Genomic DNA, 22,345 nt, shown 5'->3' with positions numbered 1-22,345 from the left:
CCGAGCTTTCCCCCTGACCGCGCGCCCCCTCGCCGGGCGCGGTCCATGGTCGTACAGAGGCCAGAGGGCTGGCCGTACCGAGAGGCGTGGACCGGGCCTACCGAGGGAGGCGTCGGATGAACGGCTCCACCGGCGGTCCGGGTGACACCGGAGACGGCGAGCGGCACGAGCAGCAAGGGGCGGGCGGCGGGGACCCGGCGCGGCAGCGCGGGCCCGAGGGCTTTGGCCCGGCGGACTCCTGGGCCGGGCGGCCGGGCCCCCGGCCGGGGCGCAGGGCCCCCTCCCCCTACGGCGCCGGGGCCACGCCCACCGGCCAGCGGGCGGTGCGGCGCAGGCGGTGGATCCGCCGGACCGCGATCGGCGGCGCCTTCCTGGTCCTGGTCGCGGGCGGCGCGGGCTGGGCGCTCTACGAGAAGCTGAACGGCAACATCACCGCCGACGAGGCCGCGGCCCGGGAGCTGGCCCGCTACGAGAAGGAGCGCCCCACCGCGCTGGTGCGCGGCGCCCAGAACATCCTGCTCATCGGCTCCGACTCGCGGGCGGGCCGGGCCAACGCCCGCTACGGCCGGGACACCGGCACCGAGCGCTCGGACACCACGATCCTGCTGCACCTCGCGGCGGACCGGCGCAGCGCCACCGCCATGTCGATACCCCGCGATCTGATGACCCAGGTCCCCGGCTGCCGCGGCCGGGACGGCGAGCAGAGCCGGCCGATGTTCGCGATGTTCAACTACGCCTTCCAGAAGGGCGGTTCGGCCTGCACCATCCGTACCGTCGAGAAGATGACGAACATCCGGATCGACCACCACATGGTGATCGACTTCGGCGGCTTCAAGAAGGTGGTCGACGCCGTCGACGGGGTCGAGGTCTGCCTGCCCAAGGCGATAGACGACGAGAAGGCCCATCTGCGGCTCGCCGCCGGGCGCCGCCAGCTCAACGGCGAACAGGCCCTCGGCTACGTCCGCGCCCGCAAGAGCCTCGGCAACGGCAGCGACACCGACCGCATGGACCGTCAGCAGCGCTTCCTCGGCGCCCTGGTGCACAAGGTGCAGAGCAACGACGTCCTGCTCAACCCGGGCAAGCTCTACCCGGTCCTGGACGCGGCGACCTCCTCGCTCACCACCGACCCGGGCCTCGCCAGCCTGCGCGACCTCTACCAGCTGGTGCGCGGGATGCGGAAGGTGCCGTCCGAGAAGGTGCGGTTCCTGACGGTGCCGCGGCGCTCGTACGTCTACGACGCCAACCGCGACCAGCTCGTCGAGCCCCAGGCCGGGCGGCTGTTCTCCCGGCTGCGCCACGACCGGGAGCTGGAGGTGAGCGAGCAGCGGCCGCGCGAGGAGGAGCCGCGCGAGCAGGCGGCCGAGAGCGGTTCCGGGCGCGCGGAGAAGCGGTCGGACACACCTGACGGCCCCTCCTCCCCGGCACCGACATTCCGGGGCAACACGGCCGAGCAGGACGCCTGCTGAGAGGCCCCCGGCGGCAGCGGCGAGGGCGCCGCTGCCGGAAGTATCGACTCCGCTCGGTAAAGGCCACCTCAAAGCCGCTGCGGCGACTCGTGAATTGGGGCAGATTGCCCGGTTGTATGGGCGTGGAATTTGTCACCGCCAGTCGCACCACGCTGAACTGGGCGGATAGTGTGACCCGATCCGGTGCTCCGGCCTCTGGTCGCGCACTGAGCAGCACCGAGTGACCTGGCGCCCGGGGGGAGGGCGCCGCGTGGCCCCGACGGAGGACACAGACAATCGTGGACGCGCAAGGCCGAGGGCGGGCGGACGACATCGACCCCGCGGACCAGTGGGTACTGAACCCGCACACCGGTGATTACGAACTGCGACTGGGCCCTTCCCCAGAGCAGTCGGGCGTCCCGAGTCCCCGGGGAACGGAGGGCCGGGCCGCCGGCCGCCGCGCCGCCCGGGCCGAAGAGGCCGCCGGGCCGCCCTCGCGCGCCGCGCGGGAGGGCGCCGGTTCGCGCCGGCGCCGCGCCCCGCAGGACGAGCAGCCCGCACCGGCCGGGCGCCGCAAGCAGAAGCCGAAGAAGTCCCGGGCCAAGAAGGTGCTCCTGTGGAGCGTCGGCACCCTGGCCTTCGTGCTCTTCGCCGCCGCGGCCGCCGGATACCTGTACTACCAGCACCTGAACGACAACATCACCGCGATCCCGGACGACGGCGCGGGCACCGGCGGCTTCAGCAAGGACCGGGCCATCAACGTCCTGCTGATCGGCACCGACAAGCGCACCGGCAAGGGCAACGCGGGCTACGGCGACTCCGGCAGCGCGGGCCACGCGGACACCACGATCCTGCTGCACGTCTCCAAGGACCGCACCAACGCCACCGCGCTGAGCATCCCCCGGGACATGATCACCGACATCCCGGACTGCCCGACGACCCAGGAGGACGGCTCCACCAAGGTCATCCCGGGCACCAGCGAGACCCGGTTCAACGAGAGCCTCGGCCAGTCGGGCCGCTCCCCCAGCTGCGCGATGCGCACCGCGACCGAGATCACCGGCCTGGAGATCGACCACTTCATGGTGGCCGACTTCAACGCGGTGAAGTCGCTCTCCAGCGCGGTCGGCGGCGTGGACATCTGCCTCGCCAAGGACATAGACGACTCCAAGTCGCATCTGAAGCTGGACAAGGGCAAGCACACCATCGAGGGCGAGGAGGCGCTGGCCTTCGTACGGACCCGGCACTCGGTCGGCTTCGGCGGCGACCTCAGCCGGATCGAGCTCCAGCAGCAGTTCCTCAGCTCGCTGATGCGCAAGCTGAAGTCGAACGACACCCTCACCAGCCCGACGAAGATGTTCAAGCTGGCCGAGGCGGGCACCAAGGCGCTCACCGTCGACTCCAAGATCAGCGACATCGGCAAGCTGCGCGACCTCGGCACCGAGATCGGCAAGGTCGACACCAAGAACCTCAGCTTCGCCACCACCCCGGTCGTGGACAACACCGACGGGGCCACGGTGCTGCTCAAGGAGTCCGCGGCCAAGCCGCTCTTCGAGATGATGCGCGCCGATGTCTCGCTGACCGAGGTGAAGAAGAAGGAGAAGGAGGAGAAGTCCCAGCAGGACGCCCTCCTCAAGGGGCCGAAGTCGAAGGCCTCCGAGGTCCGCGTCGACCTCTACAACGGCGGCGCCCCCGCGGGCTCCGCCTCCCAGACGCTGACCTGGCTGCAGAACCAGGAGGGCGTACTGAAGTCCAGTCAGCTCGGCAACGCCGACCGGCCGCTGGACAAGACGCTCCTGGAGTACGACCCGGACCAGGCCGATCAGGCGCGCAAGCTCGCCGAGATCATGGGCCTGCCGGGCTCGGCGCTGAAGCCGGGCAAGAGCGAGGAGAACGCGCAGGGGCTCCCGGCGATGAAGCTGACCCTGGGCAAGGACTTCAAGGGCGCGGGGGTTCCGCTCACTCCGCCGAAGAAGGCGCCGGACGACGTCCAGCGCGTGGAAGCGGACAAAACTGTGTGTGCCAAGTAACCCTCGGGGGCTCTCGTGCGTCTAACAGGCACACAAGGGCCCCGGCGGGGCTGCGGGGCGCAGAGGGGCGGGGACTGTGGGGCAGAGCAGCGTACGTGGGGAGGAGACGCGAGAAGGCGTCCGGCCTGCGGGTGACGCGGAGCGGGGCGGGGACCGGGCGGCGGAGGACACATCCCCCGCGGCCGGTGAGCCGGGCGCGGTCCGGCGCCGCAGGCAGCGGGAGCGGCCGCGCCGCCGCTACCGAATACTCCGCTGGGCGGCGGCCTGCCTCGCGCTGCTCATCCTCGGTACGGCGGGGGCGGGTTACCTCTACTACCTGCACCTGAACGGCAACATCAAGAAGGACAAGCTCGACCTCGGCGACGACAGCGTCGCGGGCACCGCCCCGAACGCGGCCGGCCAGACCCCGATGAACATCCTGCTGATCGGTTCGGACGCCCGGGACACCAAGGCGAACCAGGACCTCGGCGGGGCCCGGGACACCTTCGGCGGGACCCCGCTCGCGGATGTGCAGATGCTGGTGCACCTCTCGGCGGACCGCAGCAATATGTCGGTCGTCAGCATGCCGCGCGACACCCTGCTGGAGATCCCCAAGTGCACGGACGGCGAGGGCAAGGTCTACCCGGCCTCCACCCGGCCGGTGATGACCAACGAGTCGCTGGGGCGCGGCGGTCCGGGCTGCACGGTGGCCACCTGGCAGAAGCTCACCGGGATCCGGATCGACCACTTCATGATGGTGGACTTCGCGGGCGTGGTCTCGATGGCCGACGCGATCGGCGGCGTACCGGTCTGCGTGGACGCCAACATCCTCTCCCGGGACGGCGAGGGCCACGGCTCGGGCCTGAAGCTGAAGAAGGGCACCCACCCGGTCAAGGGCGAGCAGGCCCTGCAGTGGCTGCGGACCCGCTACGGCTTCGAGGACGGCACCGACATCGGCCGGGCCAAGGCCCAGCACATGTACATGAACTCGATGGCGCGCGAGCTGCGCGAGAACGCCACCCTCGGCAACCCGGGCAAGCTGCGGGGTCTCGCCGAGCAGGCAACCAGCGCGCTGACCGTGGACGAGGGACTGGACACGGTCAAGAAGCTGTACGACCTCAGCAACGAGTTCAAGCGGGTGCCGCCGAGCCGGATCACCATGACGACGATGCCCTGGCGGCAGGCCGTCTCGGACCACAACCGGGTGGAGCCCAAGCCCGAGGACGCCGAGCAGCTCTTCCGCCTGGTGCGCGAGGACATCGCGCTGGACGGCAAGGACAAGCGGAAGTCCGCGGCCGAGAAGGAGAAGGCGGAGAAGGAGCAGGCCGCGAAGGAGCCGGAGTCCACCGACCCGGCCGCGCCGGACGCGCAGATCTCCGTGCGGGTGCAGAACGGCACCGGCACCGCGACCCGGCCGGCCGCCTCCGGCCGGGCCACCCAGGTCAGCGGGCTGCTCGCGGCCGAGGGCTTCACCGCCGCGGCGGCCGACGGCTCCGCGGTGCCCGGCGTGGAGCGGACCGTGCTGCGCTACCCGAGCGCCGAACTGGAGGGCGACGCCCGGCGGGTGGCGAAGAAGCTCGGCATCCCGGCCGAGGCGGTGGAGCGCTCCACCGCGGTCTCCGGGGTGACCCTGGTGGTCGGCGCCGACTGGCGCGAGGGCGACCGCTACCAGGCGCCCGAGAGCGGCGCCGACGGTAAGGGCGGTGGCGCGGACGACGACAGGACGCCCGAGTCGGCCGACGCCCTCAACGGCTCGGACAAGGACGCCTGTATGCACGTCGACCCCAACTTCACGTGGAGCTGAGCGAGTTGGCGGTCTGAGGAATCGGTGAGGGGCGGGCGACCGGGTCGCCCGCCCCTCGTCCGTACGGGGGTTCAGATCAGCGTCCCCCGCCCGGGGCGGGCCAGCCGGCGCAGTCCTCCCAGGTGGTGTCCCAGCCCTCGTTGCCGCCGCCGTCGGTGAGGGTGAAGGTGCCGGAGCCCTCGGGGAAGGGGCAGTTCCAGATGCCCGCGGCGCCGAGCCCGCTCGCCGTGACCTTGCTGAACTTCACCTCGCCGGGCGTCTCGGCCTGCACGGCGACGGTGCCGGCCCGCTCGATGACGGCCCCGTCCACGGTGACGTTCCTGACCTCCTTACCGGTGCCGCCGCCGGAGACGAACTCGAAGACCCCGTACGGGCTGTCGGTGGCCGTCGTCCCGGTGATGTTCACGGTCGCCTCGATGGCGCTGTCGTAGGAGTCCACCCGCAGCGCGCCCATCGGGTGCTGCCAGTTGGGGTTCATGGCGCCGGTGCGCACCAGGGTGTTGCCGGAGACCGTGAGCGTTCCGGCGAGCGGGAAGAAGGGGTCCATGAACTTCTGGTTGGAGAGCGCGATGCCGCTGCCGAGGGCGTTGGTGTCGAGGACCAGGTTGTCCTTGACGGTGATGTCCCGGCCGCCGTAGATCGCGATGCCGTTGGCCAGGTTGGGCTGCGAGACGGTGTTGTTCTCGAAGCTGCTGTCGCTGTTGGTGGTGTTGAGCGACCACATCGCCAGGGCGTCGTCGCCGGTGTTGCGCAGGAAGTTGTTCCGTACGGTGACGTTCTTGGCGGTGCCGTTGAGGTTGAGGCCGTCCGCGGTCATGTCGAGGATGCGGTTGTCCTCGACCACCAGGCCGTCGTTGGTGCCCATCAGCCACAGGCCGACCTTGAGGTGCTGGAGCCACATCCCGGAGACCGAGGACCCGGCGCCCAGCGAGCCGTTGACGAAGTTGTCCGGGCTGCTGTCGACCCGCTCGGTGACCTCGCCGAGCACCGCGAAGTCCTTCAGGTGGACCTGGCCCGCGGAGCCGGACTGGTCGAGGAAGCGGGAGCTGTGCACCACCGAGTGCCAGGCGCCCGCGCCCTGGAGGGTGACGTCCTCGACGCCGCTGAGCGCCGAGGTGAGCCTGAAGTCGCCCGCCGGGATCCACACGGTGCCGCCCCGGGCCGCCGCGATGGCCTCCCGGAAGGCCTGGGTGGAGTCCTGCTCGCCGCTCGGGTCGGCGCCCTTGTCGAGCACCGAGACGGCTCCGGCGGGTGCCTCGGCCGCCGGGGCGACCTGCTCGAAGTCGGCGACGTCCACGGTGGTCTCACCGGTGGCGACCAGCTTGACCTTGTCGCCCGCGGCGAGGTCCCGGCCGAGCAGCAGCCGGGCGTTGTCGAAGAGGTGGTGGGTCTTGGCGCCCGCGATCCAAGGGGTGTCGACATACGAGTACTTGCTGGTCAGGGCGATACCGCGGTCGAGCTTCTCCCCGTTGGCGTACACCTCCAGGGTGGAGGTCTGCCCGTCCGGGAGGCTGTACGCCACGTTGACCGCGTTGGCCGCGGCGCTCAGCGTGAACTCCACGCCCTGGCCCGCGGCGAGCTTCACCGCCCGCCTGCCGGAGGCCTCGGAGGCGAGCGTGCCCTGGGTGTAGTCGGGCCCGACCGCGCTGCCCTCGCTCGCGGCGCTCTCCGCCTCCTGCGAGACGAAGGGGAGCTCGGCCCCCGCGGTGCCCGCCGGGTAGGGGGAGGCGGCGGGCCGGTCCTCGGGGGCGGGCGCGGCGGTGGCGGCCGGGCCGAGCAGCGCGGCGGAGGCCGTCACCCCGGCGGCCACCAGGGCGGCGGTCCGGGTACGGCGGGAGGTTCTCGGGGTCGGGGCGGTCAGGGGCGTGTCGTCGACGGACATGGGGGGATCCCTTCTCGGTGGGGTGGAGCCGTGGGGTGGAGAGGTACGGGGGTGGAGCGGGCGCCCGGGTGGAGAGCCGGTCGTACGGGTCGTACGGAGGGGGCGGGGCGGCGCTCAGTCCTGGCGGTCCGGCCATTCGCCGCAGTACGTCTCGGGCAGCTGCTCGTTCCAGCCGGAGTTGCCCTCGCCCTCGGTGAGGGCGAACTGGCTGCCCAGGCAGCTGTAGACGGGCTCGGTGAAGCCGAGGTCCCGCGCGGTGACCCGGGTGAAGGAGGCCGCGCCGGGGTCGTTCAGCTGGAGGGCGAAGGTGCCGGTCTTCTCGATGGAGACGTCCTCGAAGGAGACGCCCTTGGTGGTGCCGGAGACGAACTGCACCGCCGCGTAGGAGCTGTCCAGGATCTCGGTGTCGCGGACCTCGACGGACGCCTGGTCGATCGGGCTGTTGCGGGCGTCGAACCAGAGCGCCCCGATCGGGAACGGCCACCCGTAGTCGGTGTTGCCCGCCCGCAGCAGGGTGTTGCGGGCGAGGGTGAAGGTGCCCCGCACATCCGTGCCCTGGCCGGGGCTCACCCCCGGGTAGCGGTTGCCGACGTGCAGTCCGCCGCCGTTGGTGAGGTTCTCGCCGAGCACGCTGTCGGTGACGGAGAGGTCCGTGCCGCCGTAGAGGGCGACCGCGTTGGCGAGGATCGGCAGCACCACGGTGTTGCCGCTGAAGCTGTTGCCGGTGTTGGCCTCGGTGTCCGCCCACATGGCGAGGCCGTCATCGCCGGTGTTGCGGACGAAGGTGTTCTCCACCGAGGAGTTCGTCACCCCCCAGTGGAAGTTGACGCCGTCCGCGCTCTGGTCGAGGATCCGGCTGTTCTTCAGGGTGAAGCGGTCCATCGGGCCGTCCATCCAGGCGCCGACCTTGGTGTGCTGGATCCAGAGGTTGTCGGCCGTCGACTCGCTCAGGGCGCCGCCGATGCCGTTCACCTGGTCCTCGTCCACCCGCTCGGTGATCTCACCGAGGATCGCGAAGTCCTTCAGGGTGACCCCGGTGCTGGGGCCGCCCGCCTCGTGCGGCCGGATCTCGCCCTGGTAGCCGCCGCCCGCCGCGTACTTGCCGTAGATCCCGGCGGCCCGCCGCGGATCGCTGCCGCTGCGGCCGGTCAGTTCGCTGTACCAGGGCCCGGCGCCGCGCAGCGTCACCCGGTCCACCACCACATGGTCGGTGAGGGTGAAGCGGCCCTCCGGGATGTAGACCTCCTTGCCCTGGGCGGCGCCCGCGTCCACCGCCTCCTGGAAGGCGGCCGTGGAGTCCTGCGCGCCGCTCGGGTCGGCGCCGAAGTCGGTCACCGCGAGGGCGCCCGCGGGCTGTGCCACCGGCGCGGCGACCTTCTCGAAGTCGGCGAGGTCGATCACCGCCCAGGGGGTGCGCTCGGTGGACGGCAGGGTGAGGCGCACCGTGGTGCCCGCCGCCAGGGTCCGGCCGAAGCGCAGCCGCTGCTCGTCGTAGAAGTGGTGCGGCTTGTCGCCCGGGGTGTTGGTGAAGGGGTAACTGCCGTAGAACCACCCGTACTTGGAGGTCAGGTCCAGCTCGCCGAGGCTCTCGCCGTCCGCGCTCAGGGCGACCGGGGCGGTGATCCCGGTGCCCGCCGCGTTGTCGGGCAGCGCGGCCCGCACCGAGACCGCGTTCGCCTCGGCGGTCAGCGTGAACTCGACGTACTCCCCCGCCGCGTCGAGCCGCACCGCGCTGCGCCCCGAGGCCTCCGAGGGCAGCGTGGTGTAGGTACGGTCCGGGCCGATCACCTCGCCGCTGGTGGCCGCCGACTCGGCCTCCAGCTCGGTGAAGGGCACGCGCGCCCCGCGGCCCTCGACGGCGAAGGGGGACAGCGCCGCGGGTGCGGCGGGCGGCGGCTCCGCGGCGCGTCCGGGCGGGGCGGCGGCGAGGGTGGCGAGACTCGCCAGGCAGGCGAGCACGGCCGCGGTCAACCGGGCGTGTGGGGAGCGGAGTTGGGCTCTTCGGGGCATGACACTCGTCCCTTTCTGGGGGGGAGGGGCCCGAGGGTGGGCGGGCCGGAGCTGGGGCGGTGCTGAGGGATCGTCAAGTTCGATACGGACGCGTACGCATGAGGAGCCGTCAGGTGCGCAGCCAGGCCGCCGTGTCGGGCGGCAGCTGTCCCGCGTCGTCCAAGGAGCCGCTGGTGAGCAGGAGTTCCCGGTGGGCGGGCAGCGGGACGGCGGTGGCGGAGAGGTTGACCAGGCAGCTCAGCTCCTCGCCGCGGGTGAAGGCGAGCACCTCGGGCGGGGCGGGCAGCCAGCGCAGCGGGGTGCCGGTGAAGCCGGGGTGGCTCCCGCGCAGCGCGAGGGCGGCCCGGTAGAGGCTCAGCATCGAGCCGGGATCGGTGAGTTGGCGGTCGGCGGCGAAGCGGCTCCAGCCGGGGGGCTGCGGCAGCCAGGGCTCGACGGTGGAGCCGAAGCCCGCGTACGGTTCGGCGGCCGCCCAGGGCAGCGGCACCCGGCAGCCGTCGCGCCCCGGGTCGCGCCCGCCGGAGCGCTCGTGCATCGGGTCCTGGATCAGCTCCCGGGGTATCTCCGCCTCCACCAGGCCGAGTTCCTCACCCTGGTAGAGGTAGACCGAGCCGGGCAGGGCGAGCGAGAGCAGGGCGGCGGCGCGGGCCCGGCGGGTGCCGAGCACCGGGTCGCTGGGGACCCCGAAGGCCTTGCGGGCGAAGTCGAAGCCGGTGTCCTCGCGGCCGTAGCGGGTGACCGTGCGGGTGACGTCGTGGTTGCAGAGCACCCAGGTCGCCGGGGCGCCGACCGGGGCGTGCTCGGCGAGGGTCTCGTCGATGGCGGTGCGCAGCCGCCCGGCGTCCCAAGGGCAGCTCAGAAAGGCGAAGTTGAAGGCGGTGTGCAGTTCGTCGGGGCGCAGATAGCGGGCGAAGCGCTCGGAGTCGGGCAGCCAGACCTCGCCGACGAAGACGCCGCCGTACTCCTCGGCCAGCGCCCGCCAGGAGCGGTAGATCTCGTGGAGTTCGTCCCGGTCGATATACGGGTGCGGGCCCTGGTTCCCTGCCATGTCCGGCAGTTCGGGGTCCTTGGCGAGCAGGGCCGCGGAGTCGATGCGCACCCCCGCCACTCCCCGCTCGAACCAGAACCGCAGGATCTCCTCGTGCTCCCTGCGCACCGCCGGATGCGCCCAGTTGAGGTCGGGCTGCTCGGGTGCGAAGAGGTGCAGATACCACTGGCCGTCCGCGAGCCGGGTCCAGGCGGGGCCGCCGAACTCGCTCTGCCAGTCGTTGGGCGGCAGTTGGCCCTCCGGTCCGCGGCCGGGCCGGAAGTGGAACAGCTCCCGCTCCGGGCTGCCGGGTCCGGCGGCGAGCGCGGCACGGAACCAACTGTGCTGCGCCGAGACGTGGTTGGGCACCACGTCGACCAGGACCCGGATCCCGGCGGTGCGGGCCTCGGCGATGAGCTTCTCGGCGTCGGCGAGGGTGCCGAAGGCCGGGTCGACGGTGCGGTAGTCGGCGACGTCGTAGCCGCCGTCCGCCATCGGGGAGCGGTACCAGGGGGTGAACCACAGGGCGTCCACGCCGAGTTCGGCGAGGTACGGGAGCTTGGAGCGCACCCCCGTCAGATCGCCGGTGCCGTCGCCGTCGCCGTCGGCGAAGCTGCGTACGTACACCTGGTAGAGGACGGCCGTACGCCACCAGTCGCCGTCGGCAAGCGGGCTGCCTTCCATGCGGGGGTCTCCTTCGCGGCAGGCGGGGGCACCGGCAGGGCTGCCGGTGCGCGGGAGGGGGTGCGGACTGCGGGAGAGGTGAACTGCTGTGCTGCGGGCTGGACTTGAGGGCCCCGGCGGGGCTCAGCCCTTGGTGCTGCCGGCGCTGATACCGGCGATGATGTGGCGCTGGAAGACCAGGAAGAGCAGCACCATCGGGATGCTGGTGACGACCATCGCGCCGATGAGCACGGTCAGCGGGACGTTCTGGGAGAGCTGCACCAGGGCCACGCTGACCGGCTGCTTCCCGGTGTCGGAGAAGACCATCAGCGGCCAGAGGAAGTCCTGCCAGACCGCGACCAGGGCGAAGATCGAGACCACCCCGAGCACCGGCCGGGACATCGGCAGCACGATCGAGACGAGGGTGCGCAGCCGCCCCGCGCCGTCGATCTGGGCGGCTTCGAGCACCTCGCGCGGGATCCGGTCGAAGAACCGCTTGAGCAGGTAGAGGTTGAAGGCGTTGGCGACCGCAGGGAGCCAGATCGCCGCGGGGTCGTTGAGCAGGTTGAGGTGGAGCAGCGGCAGGTCGGCGACGGTGAGGTACTTCGGGACGACCAGGGCCTGCGCCGGGACCATCAGCGTGGCCAGGATCCCGCCGAGGACCACCTTGCCGAAGGCGGGGCGCAGTTGGGAGAGCGCGTAGGCGGCGGCCGTGCAGAAGACCAGTTGCAGCAGCCAGGCGCCGGCGGCCTGGACCAGGGTGTTCCTGAGGTGGGTGGGCAGGTCCATCAGGTCCCAGGCGTCGGTGTAGCCGGTGAGGCTCCAGGACTCGGGCACCACCGTCGGCGGGGTACGGGCCAGCTCCTCCGGTGCCTTCATCGCGCCGGTCACCATCCAGTACACCGGGAAGAGGAAGGCGAGCGCGAAGAGCAGGACGACGGCGCCGAAGACCGTCCAGTACAGGAGCCTGCCGCGGGGGCGGGCGAGGGTCAGCGGGGAGATCAGGGTGCGGGGTGCGGCGGGTGTCGGGGTGCGGTTCACGGCCGGGCGCTCCTGTCGGTCTGCGGTGCGGGTCGCGGCTCAGTCCTCGGTACGGGTGAGCCGCAGGTAGAGGGCGGAGAAGGCGCCGAGGGCGAGCAGCAGCAGGACGCTGAGCGCGCAGGCCCCGCCGAAGTCGTTGTAGAGGAAGGCGTATTTGTAGATCAGGTAGAGCACGGTGACCGTGGAGTTCTCCGGGCCGCCGCCGGTGATGACGAAGGGCTCGGTGAACACCTGCATCGTGGCGATGATCTGAAGGAGCATCAGCATTAGGAGGATGAAGCGGGTCTGCGGGACCGTGACGTGCCGCACGCGCTGGAGGAGGTTCGCGCCGTCGAGTTCGGCGGCCTCGTACAGCTCGCCCGGGATGGACTGGAGGGCGGCCAGGTAGATCAGGACGGTGCCGCCCATGTTGGCCCAAGTGGCCACGATGACAAGGGAGATGAGGGCGGTGTCCGCGCCGTTGGACCAGTTCGAGGTCGGCAGGTGCAACGCCCGCAGGCTCTCGTTGGCGAGCCCGGCGCCCGGATCGTAGAACCACTTCCACAGCAGGGCGCTGACCACCGGCGGGATCATCACCGGCAGATAGACCACGATCCGGAAGAAGGCCCGGGCGTGCCGGAGTTCGTTGAGGACGAGGGCCATCAGGAAGGGCACCGCGAAGCCGAGGAGCAGGGCGAGGGCGGTGAAGACGGCGGTGTTGCGCCAGGCGGCGGCGAACTCCGGGTCGCCGAAGACGCGGGTGAAGTTGGCGGTGCCCACCCACTCGGGGTCCGAGCCGGGGGTGTACTTCTGGAAGGCGATGACCAGCGAGCGGATCGCCGGGTACCAGGAGAAGAGGGCGAAGCAGAGCACTCCGCCGAGCAGGAAGCCGTGGGCCGCGGCCTGGTCGGCGAGCCGCCGGCGCCAGGGGCGGGCCGGGGCGCGGTCCGGGGGCGGGAGCTTGACCGGCGGGGGCGCGGCGGGGGCGGGCGCCGCGTCCCGGGAGGCGGTGCGCACGGCGCTCAGCCCCGGGCCAGGATGCCGTCGATCTTGCTCGCGGCGTCCTTCAGGAGGCGGTCGATGTCGGCGTCCTCCTTGGTGAGGACGGCGGAGACGGCGCCGTCGAGGACCGCGTAGATCTGCTGGCCGTGCGGCGGTTCGAGCCGGGCGCGCAGCTTGCGGCCGCCCTCGGTGAAGGCGCGGTAGTTGGCGACCGGGACATTGGCGTGCTTCTTCTTCAGCGCCTGGTCCTCGGCGTCGGTGGCGCCGGTGAACAGGCGCGGCTCGGGCAGCCCGACCGGGGACTTGTCCCGCGCGAGGCGGGCGTGGTTGTTGACGTAGCCGTTGCCCGGGGTGAGGAAGGTCCACTCCAGCCACTTCAGCCCGGCCCTGATCTGCGCGGGGCTCGCCTTCTTGCGGAACATGTAGCCGTCGCCGCCGATGAGGGTGCCCTGGCCGCCGGGCATCGGCGCGAAGGCGAGGTCCTGGTAGTCGCCGCCCGCCTCCTTGACGATGCGCGGGACGTTGTCGGGGGCGGCGAGGTACATCCCGAGCTTGCCCGAACCCATCATCTGCAGCGTGTCGTTGATGACCAGCAGCTGGCGCGACCCCATGGAGTCGTCCTTCCAGCGCATGTCCTTGAGGTTCTGCAGCACCGCCCGGCCCGCGGGCGAGTCGACCCGGGACTTCTTCCCGTCGGCGCTGACCACCTCGCCGCCCCGTGAGTACATCTCGGCGGTGAAGTGCCAGCCGCCCTGGTTCTGGGCGCTGTAGTCGGCGTAGCCCACGGTGCCGCCGCCGAGCCCGGCGATCTTCTTCGCGGCGGCGCGGACCTCGGCCCAGGTGGCCGGGGGCCGGTCCGGGTCCAGGCCCGCCTTCGCGAAGAGGGCGCGGTTGTAGAGCAGCCCCATCGAGTAGTTGGTGCGCGGGATCCCGTAGACCTTGCCGTCCACCGTGTACGCGGCGCGCAGCGGCTCGGCGATGGCCTGGTAGCCCTTCAACTCCTTGACGTACGGGGTGAGATCGGCGGCCTGGCCGATGTCGACGACATGCCGGGTGTCGGTGAAGTACGTGTAGAAGACGTCCTCCATCTGCCCGCCCGCGAGCTTGGCGTCGAAGGTCTTCGGGTCCTGGCAGGGGAAGGCGTCGTGCGCGGTGATGTCGATGTCGGGGTGCTGCTTCTCGAAGGCCGCGAGGTCCTCGCCGAAGCGCCGGTGGTCGATCTTCGCGCTGGCCTGCGGGCGGCAGTTGACCGTGAGGTGGACCTTGCCGTCGGCCGCCCCGCCGCCGGAGCCGGAGCAGGCGGCGAGCCCGGAGAGCGCGAGCGCGGTGGCCACGAGGCTGACACGGGTACGGCGGGCACGGCCAGAGCGGGCACTTCTCATCGGGACCCCTCCAGGGCAGGAGCGCGGGAAGCCCACAGCGCGGCGCTGTGAGGCGGCCCACACTCAACCACCGCGGCCAGAAGTCCGCAATATCTCGCGCGAGTTCTGTAAAAAATCGACAGCGCTCAGCGGACGCCGGAGTCCCCCCGCTCCCCCGCCTCGGGCCGCGGCTGCCCGGTGGAGCCGCGCACCACCAGCTCGGGCTCGAAGAGCAGCTCCTCCAGGGGCACCGCGCCGCCCTGGATCTGCGCGCAGAGCAGGTCGACGGCGGCCCGGCCCATGGCCTCGATGGGCTGGCGGACCGTGGTCAGCGGCGGCGCCGTGCAGTTCATGAACGCCGAGTCGTCGTAGCCCACCACCGAGACCTCGCCCGGCACCGCGAGCCCGCGGCGCCGCGCGGCCCGTACCGCCCCGAGCGCGAGCGGGTCGCTGGCGCAGACGACGCCGGTGACCCCGCGCTCCAGGAGCCGGCCCGCCGCGGCCTGCCCGCCCTCCAGCGAGAACATCGCCCGCACCACGTGCTCCTCGGGCAGCTCGCCGCCCGCCGCCGCGGCCAGCGCGCGGGCGGTGGCGAGCTTGCGCCGCGAGGGCTGGTGGTCGTCGGGACCCAGGATCAGGCCGATCCGGCGGTGCCCGAGCGAGGTCAGGTGCCGCCAGGCCTGCTCGACGGCGACCGCGTCGTCGCAGGAGACGCGGGGGAAGCCGAGCCGCTCGATGGCCGCGTTGATCAGCACCACCGGGATGTTGCGCTCGGCCAGCCGCCGGTAGTGCGCGTGCGGGGCCTCGGCCTGGGCGTAGAGCCCGCCCGCGAAGACCACCCCGGAGACCTGCTGCTGGAGCAGGAGTTCGACGTAGTCCGCCTCGGAGACGCCGCCCTTGGTCTGGGTGCAGAGCACCGGGGTGAGCCCCTGCTGGGCCAGCGCGCCGCCGATGACCTCGGCGAAGGCGGGGAAGATCGGGTTCTGCAGCTCGGGCAGGACCAGGCCGACCAGGCGGGCGCGTTCACCGCGCAGCTGGGTGGGGCGCTCGTAGCCGAGCACGTCCAGGGCGCTCAGCACGGACTGGCGGGTGGCCTCGGAGACCCCCGGCTTGCCGTTGAGGACCCGGCTCACCGTGGCCTCGCTGACTCCGACCTTCTGGGCCACCTGAGCAAGTCGTCGCGTCATGCGCGCAAGAATAGCGCAAGATTTGCGGTGCACTTGCGGTCCCGCTGTCCGCTCAGCGGCCGGTCCGCCCAGGCGAATTCCTGAATTTTTCTCGCGTCTCGGAGCGCCGCCGGGTGCCCGCCCGCCCGCTTCCGGCTGGCTTCACGTCCTCGGCGCCACCTGCGCACGCCGCGTTCAAGCGTCCGTGGTCACGGTGAGTGCCCACGCCACGCGGTCACTTCCGCACGTCAGGAGCCCGGCGTCGGCAGTCTTGACGTGTCCGTGACGCAACGCAAACCTGGGGCCTGCCGTACGGGCCCACCCCCCACCCGGTCCACGGCCCTGCGGCATGCCCCCCACACCAGAGCCACGGAGGCCTCAGTGATCTCACGCAGACTGTTCCTCGCCGGAGCCGCCGGCACCGCGGGAGCGGCCGCCCTCCTCGGCGTGCCGAACCTCGCCTCGGCCGCGGTCCGCGCCCGGTCGGCAGCCCCCGAGACCTGCGAACTCGCCCTGCAGAACACCTCGTTGCCCGGCGAGGTCAACGCCTATGTCACCGGCCGCGAACTGGCCACCGACGCCTGGGTGGTGCTCAAGGCGGACGGCAGCGTCTACCGCCTGGAGGAGCCGGGCGCGCCCAACACCCCGCTGCCCGACGACTGCGCCATCCCGGTACCAGCGGCCGGCAGCGAGCCGAAGGTGATCACGCTGCCGCAGATGCACGGCGCCCGGGTCTACTTCGTGCGCGACGACAAGCTGGACTTCTTCGTCAACCCGGGACCCTCCCTGGTCGAGCCGTCCTTCGCCGCGCCCGAGGACCCCAACTACGGCCGCACCTGGTCGTTCTGCGAGTTCACCTTCAACACCGAGCAGCTGTACTCCAACATCAGCTACGTCGACCTGGTGACCGCGCTGCCCATCGGACTGCACCTGGAGGGCGACGGCGACCACGAGGTGGCCCCGCTCCCGGACGGCGCCGTCGACAAGATCGCCGCCGGGGTACGGGACCAGGCGGCCAAGGACGGCCAGCCCTGGGACCAGCTCGTCATCGAGGGCGACGGCAAGGTGCTCCGGGTGGTCTCGCCGCAGAGCATCATGGCGCCCTGGTACGACCAGCCCGACAAGATGCCCTTCCGGGACGTCTGGAACGAGTACATCGACAAGGTCTGGGAGAAGTACGGCGCGGAGGACCTCAAGATCGACCTCCAGGGCGGCCGGGGCGTCTTCACCGGCCGGGTCAGCGGCGACGTGCTCACCTTCGACGGCGGCCACGAGTTCATCAAGCCCGTGTCCAAGGACATCTTCAGCTGCAACCACGGCCCGTTCACCAACAACCCCGACGACTCCGACGAGAAGAAGGGCCTGCTCGCCCGCCTCGCCGCCGGATTCAACCGCAGCACCCTGCTCACCCACCCCGACCAGCCGGGCGGCGGTTCCGACGACTACTACCAGGACCCCGTCACCAACCACTGGTCCCGCGTGGTGCACGCCAACTCGCCGATCGGCTACGCCTTCCCGTACGACGACGTCCGCCCCGACGGCGAACCCGACGTCTCCGGCGCCGCCTTCGACGGCAACCCGCGGCGCTTCACCGTACGGGTCGGCTCCTGAGGCCCGGCGCCCGATGAGGAGCGGCGCGCCGCGCACTCTCCGGCCGGTCCGGACGGTGTGACAACGTTGCCCTCGACAACGATGCCGGTGGGACGGGTTCGGGCCCGCCCCACCGGCATCGGCGTACTCGGCATCGGTGCGCGGTGACCGCGGGCCGGGAGCCCGTACGTACCCGCGTGCGGGCGTCCCGGAAGCGGCAGGCGGACCTCAGGCCTCGCTGAGCACGGCCGGACGGCGGCTCGCGATGACCTTCTTCGCCAGGGAGCGCGGGCTGGTGAGGAAGCCCCAGCCCCAGGACATGTGCATGGTCGCGAGGGCCAGCGGGATCCGCAGCCGCGCCTTCAGGGGCAGTCCGCGCCCGGCGGGCACCGAGCCCGCGGTGATCGCCGCGAGGTAGCCGCCCGGCACCAGCAGCGCCCAGGGGGTGAGCACCGCCCCGGCGACCAGGCCCGCCGCGATCGCGCAGACGGCGACCGGCGGGGCCAGGTAGCGCAGGTTGATCGAGCCCTCGTGGTACCGGGCGACGACATGGCGCCAGCGCCCGTAGTCCTTGTACTGCTTGGCGAGCGCGCGCACCGAGGGACGGGGCCGGTAGGAGACCCGCAGCTCGGGCGAGAACCAGATGAGGCCCCCGGCCTCGCGGATGCGGAAGTTCAGCTCCCAGTCCTGGGCGCGGATGAACTCGACGTTGTAGCCGCCCTGCTGCTCCAGCGCCTCGCGCCGGAAGACCCCGAGGTAGACGGTCTCGGCGGGTCCGGCCGCGCCGCCGGTGTGGAAGGCGGCGTTGCCCACGCCGATCTTGGAGGTCATCGCGGCGGCGACCGCGTGCTCCCAGTCGTTCTCGCCCTCGGCGTGCATCAGGCCGCCGACGTTCTGCGCGCCGGTCTCCGCGAGGAGCCGTACCGCGGTGGCGATGTAGTCGGGCGAGAGCATGCCGTGGCCGTCGACCCGCACCACGACCGGGTGCCGGGAGGCCTTGATGGCGGCGTTCAGGGCGGCGGGCGTACGGCCCGTCGGGTTGGGCACGGTGTGCACCCGCGGGTCCTCGCGGACCAGCTCGGCGGCGATCTCGTCGGTGCGGTCCGCGGAGGGGCCGAGCGCGATCACCACCTCCATCTCGCCCGCGTACTGCTGGGCGAGGATCGCCTGGACGGCGCCGCGCAGGTGCCGCTCCTCGTTGAGCACGGGCATGATCACGGAAACGGCGGGGTGCGGCACACCGGCCTGGGGGGCTTGGGCTTCCATCTCGTCTTTCGTGCCGTGGTCCGGGGGCCCGGGGATCTCTGCGAGAACCGTGCGGACTGCTGGGCTGTACGGGGTGCGCGGCCCCTCCGGGAGCGGGCGGGACCACTGCATCGGACGTCACGTTACCGCTTACGGGGGACAGCAGCGCGCGCCGTACGGCGGAATGCGCCGGGCAGCATTTCGTATCGGCCTACTGTGTCCCGCAGCGTCCCCCGGCCGTACAAGATCACCTTCCCGAGCCGCGTCCCGGCCCGCCCCGGGACCGCAAGGAACCGCGGAGGTCCCGCCCTCGTGCCCAGCCCGCCCCGCTCCCCCGCCCCGCCGCCGCGAAGGCCGCGGCCGGCCCCGCAGCGCAGGCCCGCGGCGCCCCGGCGCAGACCGGGCCCGCGCTGGCGGATGCGGGTGGTGACCGGCTGTTCGGTGGCGGTGCTCGCGGTGGCCGGGATCGGGCACGCGCTGCTCACCGGCGTCGGCGCGGAGATCGACCGGGTGGACCCCTTCCGCGACATGAAGAACCGGCCCCGCTCCGGGCACGGCACCAACATCCTCCTGGTCGGCACCGACGGCCGCGAGAAGATCTCCAGGGCGGAGCGCGAGAAGTACAAGCTCGGCGGCGCCCCCTGCCACTGCACCGACACCGTGATGATCGTCCACCTCTCCGCCGACCGGCACCGCGCCAGCGTGGTCAGCCTGCCCCGGGACTCGTACGCGATGATGCCCCCGCATCTGGACCGCACCACGAAGAAGCGGCACAAGGCGCACCCGGTGAAGCTCAACGCGGCCTACGCGGAGGGCGGTCCGGGGCTGACCGTGCGCACCGTCGAGCACATGACCAAGCTGAAGATCGACCACTATCTGGAGGTCGACTTCACCAGCTTCATGAAGACGGTGGACGTGGTCGGCGGCGTCGAGGTCTGCACCAGCAAGCCGCTCAAGGACCGCTACTCCGGCCTCGACCTCCCCGCGGGCACCCATGAACTGGGCGGCGGCCAGGCCCTGCAGTACGTCCGCGCCCGGCACATCGAGGCCGACTCCGACCTCGGCCGGATGCAGCGCCAGCAGCGGTTCATGGCCGCCCTGGTCCAGCGGGCCACCTCCTCCGGCATCCTCCTGAACCCGGTGAAGTTCCGCGAGGTGACCGGCGCCGTGCTCGGCTCGGTCCGCGCCGACAAGGGCTTCGGCTCCGAGGAACTGCTCGCCCTCGGTCGCGCCATGCGCACCTTCTCGCCCCGCTCCTCGGAGTTCCAGACCGTCCCGATCGGCACCGTCGGCTACGCGGTGCCCGGCGTCGGCTCCACCGTGAAATGGGACCCGGCGAAGTCCGCGCGGCTCTTCACGGCGCTGCGCGAGGACCGGCCGATCACCTCGCCCCGGGTCGGTCCGAAGAAGACGGTGGTCCCGGTCGACCCGCGCACCATCCGCGTCCAGGTGGAGAACGGCACCGGCACCCCCGGCCTCGGCAAGCGCGTGGACGGCGCCCTGCGCGCCACCGGCTTCCGCACCACCGGCGCCCCCCGCGACGCGAAGCAGCGGGACGCCGCGCGGACCACCGTGCTCTACGACCCCCGCTGGGACCGCTCCGCGAAGTCCCTGGCCACCGCGCTGCCGGGCTCCCGGCTGCACGCGGTGAAGAAGCAGGGGCCCACCCTGAAGGTGCTCGCGGGCAAGGACTTCGAGAAGGTACGCCAGGTCCGCGCCGAGAAGCCCCGCGACGACGGCTCGGCGGCGGTACGCGGCGACGAGGTGGAGTGCGGCTGACGGGCCGGGGGGCAGGGCGTCCCGGCCGCGGGGCGAGACGGGGCGGTCCGGGCCGCGGGACGGACCGGCGGCCCGGAAGAGGAGCAGAAGGCCGGCAGGCCGGCGGGCCGGGAGGGCACCGGGCCCTGGCCCTGGCCCTGGACCAGGCCCTCCCCGCTACCCCTCGTCGATGCCCTCGGCCGCGCGCCGCTCGCGCAGCTCCATGATCGCGCGGCGCCGGGCGAGGCGGTGGGTGCGCCGGATCTGCGCCTCCTGGTAGCGCCGCTTGTCCCGCTCGCTCCCCGGCAGCACCGGCGGTACGGCCCGCGGCTTGCCGTCCGCGTCGACCGCCGCGAACACCAGATAGGCGCTGCCCACCTGCTGCGGCGGCGAGGACTCGTTCCACCGCTCGGCGAGCACCCGCACCCCGACCTCCATCGAGGTACGGCCCGTCCAGTTGATCTGCGCCTTCACATGGACCAGGTCGCCCACCCGCACCGGCTCCAGGAAGGCCATCTCGTCCATGGAGGCGGTGACCGCGGGCCCGCCGGAGTGCCGCCCGGCGACCGCGCCCGCCGCGTCGTCCACGAGTTTCATGATCACACCGCCGTGCACCGTGCCCAGGAGGTTGGTGTCGGCCTGCGTCATGATGTGGCTCAGCGTGGTGCGGGAAGCGGCGGTGGGCTTGCCCGGAATACCGGCATCCGCGCCGGGAGCCTGGTCTGTCATAGCCCCCACCTTATGCCGGGCCTCCTTTGCATCAGCTCTGCAACAGCCTCGCCCCAAGTCTCCACCCGGCCTGTGAGCCTCCGGCCGCCGTCCCGCAGACTGAGCCCATGAACAACTGGCCCGAGGGGTGGAGCGACGAGGACGGCGCGCCGCAGCAGCAGCGCCGCTACGGCCGCGGCAGTGCGGGCGCGCAGCCCGAGCGCGCCCGCGTCATGCGCCATGTGCAGCGCGGCGACGCGCCGCCGGGCGCCCCTGCCGCGCCCCCGAACTCCTCGGTTCCGCGCCAGCCCGCCCACGGACCCGAGGACCACGCCGGTGCCCCCTCCTACGAGAACGAGCAGGACCCCGGAGCCGCGTACGACAGCGGCTACAACACCGGCCAGGTCTACGAGTCCCGCGGCGGCCGCCGCGGGCCCGGGGCGGACGGCGACGGCCAGGGTCCCGGCGGACCCGGCGGACCGGCCGGGCAGCGCCCGCCGAAGCCGCCGGTGAACTGGAAGCGCCGGATAGGCTTCACCGCGCTCACGCTGGCAGTGGTCCTGCTGGTGACGAGCGTGGCGACGTACTTCTGGGCGGACTCCAAACTCAAGCGCGAGGTCGACCTCTCGCACGTGATCGAACGGCCCGAGGCAGGCAAGGGCACCAACTACCTCATCGTCGGCTCCGACAGCCGCGAGGGCATGTCCGAGGAGCAGAAGAAGGAACTGCACACCGGCTCCGCCGAGGGCAAGCGCACCGACTCGATGATGATCCTGCACGTCGGCGACAACGGGAACACCATGGTCTCCCTGCCGCGTGACTCGAACGTACGGGTCCCGTCCTTCCGCGGCACCTCCGGGAAGATGTACCCCGACACCGGCCGCGAGGCCAAGCTCACCGACACCTACAGCATGGACGGCGCCGAACTGCTCGTGCGCATCGTGGAGTTCAACACCGGACTGCGCATCGACCACTACGCCGAGATCGGCTTCGCGGGCTTCGCGAACATCGTGGACGCGGTCGGCGGTGTCGAGATGGACCTCGGCAAGGGCTTCAAGGACAAGTACTCCGGCGCCGACTTCGGCCCCGGCAAGCAGACCCTCGACGGCCAGCAGGCCCTCGCCTTCGTCCGCACCCGGCACGCCTTCACCAGCGACCTGGACCGCACCAAGAACCAGCAGAAGTTCCTCTCGGCCCTCGCCGGCCAGACGGCCACCCCGACGACGGTGATGAACCCGTTCAAGCTGTACCCCGTGATGGGCGCCGGCCTGGACTCCCTCATCGTCGACAAGGACATGAGCCTGTGGGACCTCAGCTCGATGTTCTGGGCCATGAAGGGCGTCACCGGCGGCGACGGCAAGTCCATGAACATGCCCATCAGCGGCTCCAAGGGCGCCAACCTGGTCTGGGACGAGACCAAGAAGAAGCAACTCGTCGAGCAGCTGAAGAACGACGAGAAGGTCACGGTCACGGGGAACTGAGGGGACGGGGCGGACACCCCGCGCCCGATCATCCCGGCCGGTTCGACACCGAAGGGCGCCTCGCGTGTGCGGGGCGCCCTTCGGTGTGCTGTGCCGCAACTGGCGGCTGTTCGTTGGCGGGTTGGTGCCGGTTACGGCAGGTTGCGGGCCATGACGATGCGTTGGACCTGGTTGGTG

General features: G+C 72.0%; 15 protein-coding genes. 6 read left to right on the top strand and 9 right to left on the bottom strand.

Translation table 11 applies throughout. The features are described 5' to 3' along the window. The first annotated feature begins 116 nt into the window (after positions 1–116). The 3 genes from HFV08_RS29690 (at position 117) to HFV08_RS29680 (ending at position 5,255) form a co-directional block, all read left to right on the top strand. A complete protein-coding gene (locus tag HFV08_RS29690; RefSeq protein ID WP_168543678.1) occupies positions 117–1,466 on the top strand; it encodes an LCP family protein in 1,350 nt (449 codons plus the stop codon). Positions 1,467–1,744: 278 nt separating this feature from the next. Continuing rightward, complete coding sequence (locus HFV08_RS29685) at positions 1,745–3,472, top strand: LCP family protein (RefSeq protein WP_168543677.1); 1,728 nt, start codon at positions 1,745–1,747, stop codon at positions 3,470–3,472. Between the two features lie 76 nt (positions 3,473–3,548). Then, on the top strand, positions 3,549–5,255 hold the full coding sequence (locus HFV08_RS29680; RefSeq protein WP_168543676.1) for an LCP family protein: 1,707 nt from the start codon (positions 3,549–3,551) through the stop codon (positions 5,253–5,255). 76 nt (positions 5,256–5,331) lie between these two features. Here HFV08_RS29680 and HFV08_RS29675 read toward each other — a convergent pair whose 3' ends face one another. The 7 genes from HFV08_RS29675 to HFV08_RS29645 all read right to left on the bottom strand — a co-directional run bounded on the left by HFV08_RS29675 (position 5,332) and on the right by HFV08_RS29645 (position 15,407). After that, a complete protein-coding gene (locus HFV08_RS29675; RefSeq protein WP_168543675.1) occupies positions 5,332–7,137 on the bottom strand; it encodes a glycosyl hydrolase family 28-related protein in 1,806 nt (601 codons plus the stop codon). A gap of 114 nt (positions 7,138–7,251) precedes the next feature. Continuing rightward, positions 7,252–9,147: a glycosyl hydrolase family 28-related protein gene (locus HFV08_RS29670; RefSeq protein ID WP_168543674.1), complete on the bottom strand. Its 1,896-nt coding sequence runs from the start codon at positions 9,145–9,147 to the stop codon at positions 7,252–7,254. 109 nt (positions 9,148–9,256) lie between these two features. Further along, complete coding sequence (locus HFV08_RS29665) at positions 9,257–10,858, bottom strand: glycoside hydrolase family 13 protein (RefSeq protein WP_168543673.1); 1,602 nt, start codon at positions 10,856–10,858, stop codon at positions 9,257–9,259. 123 nt (positions 10,859–10,981) lie between these two features. Further along, a complete protein-coding gene (locus HFV08_RS29660) occupies positions 10,982–11,878 on the bottom strand; it encodes a carbohydrate ABC transporter permease (RefSeq protein ID WP_168543672.1) in 897 nt (298 codons plus the stop codon). A gap of 39 nt (positions 11,879–11,917) precedes the next feature. Beyond that, positions 11,918–12,874 carry a carbohydrate ABC transporter permease gene (locus tag HFV08_RS29655; RefSeq protein WP_168543671.1) on the bottom strand — a complete coding sequence of 319 codons (957 nt, stop codon included), beginning with the start codon at positions 12,872–12,874 and terminating at the stop codon, positions 11,918–11,920. Positions 12,875–12,879: 5 nt separating this feature from the next. Then, on the bottom strand, positions 12,880–14,241 hold the full coding sequence (locus tag HFV08_RS29650) for an ABC transporter substrate-binding protein (RefSeq protein WP_168543670.1): 1,362 nt from the start codon (positions 14,239–14,241) through the stop codon (positions 12,880–12,882). A 125-nt stretch (positions 14,242–14,366) separates the two neighbouring features. Next, the gene (locus HFV08_RS29645; RefSeq protein ID WP_168543669.1) at positions 14,367–15,407 is read right to left on the bottom strand and encodes a LacI family DNA-binding transcriptional regulator; all 1,041 of its coding nucleotides are present in this window, start codon (positions 15,405–15,407) and stop codon (positions 14,367–14,369) included. A gap of 360 nt (positions 15,408–15,767) precedes the next feature. Between HFV08_RS29645 and HFV08_RS29640 the strand changes: the two genes are divergently transcribed. Continuing rightward, the gene (locus HFV08_RS29640) at positions 15,768–16,997 is read left to right on the top strand and encodes a glycoside hydrolase family 64 protein (protein WP_168543668.1); all 1,230 of its coding nucleotides are present in this window, start codon (positions 15,768–15,770) and stop codon (positions 16,995–16,997) included. A gap of 207 nt (positions 16,998–17,204) precedes the next feature. Here HFV08_RS29640 and HFV08_RS29635 read toward each other — a convergent pair whose 3' ends face one another. After that, a complete protein-coding gene (locus HFV08_RS29635; protein WP_052482254.1) occupies positions 17,205–18,242 on the bottom strand; it encodes a glycosyltransferase family 2 protein in 1,038 nt (345 codons plus the stop codon). A 291-nt stretch (positions 18,243–18,533) separates the two neighbouring features. Between HFV08_RS29635 and HFV08_RS29630 the strand changes: the two genes are divergently transcribed. Beyond that, positions 18,534–20,000, top strand: a complete 1,467-nt coding sequence (locus tag HFV08_RS29630; RefSeq protein ID WP_446696849.1) for an LCP family protein — start codon at positions 18,534–18,536, stop codon at positions 19,998–20,000. Positions 20,001–20,156: 156 nt separating this feature from the next. On the opposite strand, the gene HFV08_RS29625 is transcribed toward HFV08_RS29630, so the two are convergent. Beyond that, on the bottom strand, positions 20,157–20,708 hold the full coding sequence (locus HFV08_RS29625) for an acyl-CoA thioesterase (protein ID WP_168543667.1): 552 nt from the start codon (positions 20,706–20,708) through the stop codon (positions 20,157–20,159). Positions 20,709–20,815: 107 nt separating this feature from the next. On the opposite strand from HFV08_RS29625, the gene HFV08_RS29620 reads away from it, so the two are divergent. After that, a complete protein-coding gene (locus HFV08_RS29620; RefSeq protein WP_168543666.1) occupies positions 20,816–22,168 on the top strand; it encodes an LCP family protein in 1,353 nt (450 codons plus the stop codon). Positions 22,169–22,345 lie beyond the last annotated feature (177 nt).

The sequence above is a fragment of the Streptomyces physcomitrii genome, assembly GCF_012273655.1.
GTDB classification, from domain to species: domain Bacteria; phylum Actinomycetota; class Actinomycetes; order Streptomycetales; family Streptomycetaceae; genus Streptomyces; species Streptomyces physcomitrii.
This window is presented reverse-complemented; position numbering and strand designations above follow the sequence as displayed.

Excerpts from the sequence above, each read along its gene's own strand:
- HFV08_RS29645 (WP_168543669.1), bottom strand. The coding sequence starts at position 15,407 with ATGACGCGACGACTTGCTCAGGTGGCCCAGAAGGTCGGAGTCAGCGAG.
- HFV08_RS29650 (WP_168543670.1), bottom strand. The coding sequence starts at position 14,241 with ATGAGAAGTGCCCGCTCTGGCCGTGCCCGCCGTACCCGTGTCAGCCTC.
- HFV08_RS29625 (WP_168543667.1), bottom strand. The coding sequence starts at position 20,708 with ATGACAGACCAGGCTCCCGGCGCGGATGCCGGTATTCCGGGCAAGCCC.
- HFV08_RS29620 (WP_168543666.1), top strand. The coding sequence starts at position 20,816 with ATGAACAACTGGCCCGAGGGGTGGAGCGACGAGGACGGCGCGCCGCAG.
- HFV08_RS29665 (WP_168543673.1), bottom strand. The coding sequence starts at position 10,858 with ATGGAAGGCAGCCCGCTTGCCGACGGCGACTGGTGGCGTACGGCCGTC.
- HFV08_RS29675 (WP_168543675.1), bottom strand. The coding sequence starts at position 7,137 with ATGTCCGTCGACGACACGCCCCTGACCGCCCCGACCCCGAGAACCTCC.
- HFV08_RS29690 (WP_168543678.1), top strand. The coding sequence starts at position 117 with ATGAACGGCTCCACCGGCGGTCCGGGTGACACCGGAGACGGCGAGCGG.
- HFV08_RS29635 (WP_052482254.1), bottom strand. The coding sequence starts at position 18,242 with ATGGAAGCCCAAGCCCCCCAGGCCGGTGTGCCGCACCCCGCCGTTTCC.
- HFV08_RS29670 (WP_168543674.1), bottom strand. The coding sequence starts at position 9,147 with ATGCCCCGAAGAGCCCAACTCCGCTCCCCACACGCCCGGTTGACCGCG.